Consider the following 3,344-nt stretch of genomic DNA (forward strand, 5'->3'; position numbering starts at 1 on the left):
TTTATTATGGCTTCCACTTTTCCAACAATTCATTTTATATCCCTCAATAATGATTGTATCAAAAATATCTTGATACAACAATTCATCCCACGAAGCTAAAGCTTCGGAGATTTCTTGGTACTATTATTTAAATCTTCTGTAAGACCTCGAGACGACCCTATCCATTTATATGGCCCATTAGTTTGTCCGTAACTACCCTGTAACCACTCTTCTGAACCATCACCATTACCACCTGGTCTACCTGGCCATGCTCTTAGCATTCTTTCAGATTCATTTTTAGCAACAGATTCAGCTGCTAAAGCTGTTGGGGCTACTGTCGAAAATAAAACTCCTGATAGCAATCCTAATGCAATATATTTTTTTGTTTTCATAATGAATCAGCTTTCCTTTTATTTTATTCAATAATCATAAGTTAGTAATCTTTATCTTACACCTCCCAAAAGTAATTACTTTTATATTGACATAAATGGTGAAATTAAATTGACGCTAACAAAGAAACAGGGAGAAATTTTGATCATCATTCACCAATCACTATAAGAACGCCGTAGCAATCAAAACCATATTAACAAGAATAAAATTTCTAATGTTTTCATGCCTTGTTTTATTATTTACTTTACTATACTCAATGAATCCATAATCCATACACAGTAAACCAACTATCCAGCTTAGGTCATATTTGCTTGCGCTCAAAATCACATATATAATTATGATAAATATAATTAACCCTATATCTTTAATAATCTCTTTGTTTTTCAAAATATTCCACCTCGTATAATCTGTTTATCAAAAATAGGCTATCCATATACAAATTACTAATATGGTAAAATAAAAAATATCTATTCCTAGTTTTAATTGCCAACTTTTTTGAACATCCTCGTACATATTTAATTTTTCATAACTTAAAAATAAAATACACGGTAACAAATCTAATTTAGGGTTAATATCATAAACAAGATATGTCAAAACGATAGTATATATACCAGCTACAATAGTTCTTTTTGTCTTCATAATTAGTTACCATTTATAATAACTAGTATAAGTTTTTACATACCCAGTATAATCCGAATTTTTATATGTTGTAATTACCGTTTTCATGCATCTACCAGAAACATAAGTATTCGAGTTATAATAAGCACCTTCGTAACGATTTTTCCATATATTCTTTAGTAAAGTTTTAACTCCAAATATTTTAAGTATTCTTTTTAAGTTTTTTGATGTAGAAGGAGTTTTTGTAATAAAATACAATGATATCTCTGTTGTAATCTCTATTAAGCGTCGATCTCTATTATTTAAATCTTCTGTAAGACCTTGAGACGACCCTATCCATTTATACGGCCCATTAGTTTGTCCGTAACTACCCTGTAACCACTCTTCTGAACCATCACCATTACCACCTGGTCTACCTGGCCATGCTCTTAGCATTCTTTCAGATTCATTTTTAGCAACAGATTCAGCTGCTAAAGCTGTTGGGGTTACTGTCGAAAATAAAACTCCTGATAGCAATCCTAATGCAATATATTTTTTTATTTTCATAATGAATCACCTTTCCTTTTATTTTATTCAATAATCCTAAGTTAGTAATCTTTACCATACACCTCCCAATAGTTATTTAACTTATCATTATTTTTCAAATTCAGTATACATCATCTTTTCCCCTTTGAATCGTAATTGCCTGAAACGTCAAAAATTGTAGTGTTTTGCAAAAAATACCCCACAAAGCTAGATTTGTAAGTCTAACTTTGAGGGGGCATCTACCAAAGTGGTAATTTTTGATTGACAGAAGTGGTTAGTTTTATATTGCCACTAACACACGCTAGCGTTTCCTGTTTATTTTTTTTATTTGTTCATAAGTTACTCGGCAGCTATCTCCATTAGAAAAGTATACTACCTTTTCTTTAATATTTGTTGATTCAATTTTTTCAAAATTAACTAATAAAGAACGATTTACTTTAGTTAAACATTTATCTTTATCTAACTCATATATTTCAGAAATCGAACCATATATGCACTCGCGAAATCCTTCCCCAATGATTATTATTCCATGTGAGATATTCGAGTCTGTTTGAATTGCACATATATCTTTAAAAGGTATATTAACACCTTTGCGCCCGTTATAAGAATACGATAATATATTTTTTTTATTGCCTAAATTTCCTTTTCTTTTTTTGATTACATACTCTAACGCTTCATTAACACGTGCTGTAATAGCCTCTTGACCTATATCTTTGGCGATAAAATCATATGCCTCTATATGATTTTTAAAAATAAATGGCATCGCTTCTGACAATGTTGTCATAAAAACAATTGTAGTATTAGGATTATCTTCTCGAATCATTTTTGCTAACTGTACCCCATATTGTCTATCATTTTCAATTTCTAAATCTATAAAATATAAATCATACATACCTTCTTTTAATTCTTGTTGTTGACAATCTTCTTGACTCATAAACGCATCTATTTCAAATTTATAAGAATGGTTCATACCATACCTTAATATGCTATTTTCTAATTCTGATAAATGATATGGATTATCTTCAACAATAGCAATACTTATCATATTCATCACTCCTTTGTTCTAAATGATATAATTTGAGTAAAAGTATTTTGATTTATTTCTGTCTTTAATCCTAATGAATCTAGCTCCCAAACAAGTTGTTGTAAATTAACAAGACCTAACCCTTTGTGACCTATTTTTGTGGAATAACCTTTCTCCCAGATTTTATATCTTTTTTGCATAGTTGATGAATCATAAGTATTCTTAACACTTACGATAACTCTATCATTTTCCACTACTACGCCAACTACTATACTTGGATTATTCGTCATAACTGTTGCTTCAAATGCATTATCTAATACAATTGTTAAAATTCTTATAGTAGCCAAAAGTGGTACTTCTACTTCTGGAATACATTCTGTAACTTCCAATTTAAATGGAATCTTTTCATCTTTAGCTTGTAATATTTTTTGAGAAAATATGTTTCGAAAACCAACATTTTTAATATAACTAAGCTCAAAACCACTATAATCTTTTTGAGAAATATCATAATTCATCTGGCATAATGCTTCTTTATAAATTTGAGATATTTCTTCCATATTGTTCCTCCTTATAGCTGGTTCTAATGATCTTATGATACCGGCATAATCATGACGAAAACCACGAATTTCATCATATACTATTTCCAATTCATCTATTAACCGATTATATTGCATAAGTTCTTGTTCTTTTTGTTGCATGGCTTCCTTATGAGCATATTTCAATTGCTGATCCCGCAAATATAGCATTACTAATAAAGTAACAATGAAGATAGATAATGATGCGGTTACTTTAATTTCTAAATATTCAT

The 3,344-nt window shown here is 29.8% G+C and carries 5 protein-coding genes; all 5 read right to left on the reverse strand.

Annotated features, from left to right (window positions below; genetic code table 11):
• Positions 1-95: 95 nt before the first annotated feature.
• Positions 96-341 carry a hypothetical protein gene (locus BMX09_RS09595; protein ID WP_177159601.1) on the reverse strand — a complete coding sequence of 82 codons (246 nt, stop codon included), beginning with the start codon at positions 339-341 and terminating at the stop codon, positions 96-98.
• A gap of 190 nt (positions 342-531) precedes the next feature.
• A complete protein-coding gene (locus BMX09_RS09600; protein ID WP_089748073.1) occupies positions 532-756 on the reverse strand; it encodes a hypothetical protein in 225 nt (74 codons plus the stop codon).
• A 258-nt stretch (positions 757-1,014) separates the two neighbouring features.
• A complete protein-coding gene (locus tag BMX09_RS09610) occupies positions 1,015-1,533 on the reverse strand; it encodes a hypothetical protein (RefSeq protein WP_089748077.1) in 519 nt (172 codons plus the stop codon).
• 280 nt (positions 1,534-1,813) lie between these two features.
• Entirely contained in the window at positions 1,814-2,557 is a 744-nt protein-coding gene (locus tag BMX09_RS09615) for a LytR/AlgR family response regulator transcription factor (RefSeq protein WP_177159602.1), read from the reverse strand.
• A gap of 5 nt (positions 2,558-2,562) precedes the next feature.
• Positions 2,563-3,344 (reverse strand): GHKL domain-containing protein (locus BMX09_RS09620; protein WP_089748080.1); only part of this gene is annotated, 782 nt, incomplete at its 5' end.

Origin of the sequence: Granulicatella balaenopterae, from assembly GCF_900111135.1 — a bacterium.
GTDB classification, from domain to species: Bacteria; Bacillota; Bacilli; order Lactobacillales; family Aerococcaceae; genus Granulicatella; species Granulicatella balaenopterae.

Coding starts and splice junctions, on each gene's coding strand:
- BMX09_RS09610 (WP_089748077.1), bottom strand. CDS start 1,533: ATGAAAATAAAAAAATATATTGCATTAGGATTGCTATCAGGAGTTTTA.
- BMX09_RS09615 (WP_177159602.1), bottom strand. CDS start 2,557: ATGATAAGTATTGCTATTGTTGAAGATAATCCATATCATTTATCAGAA.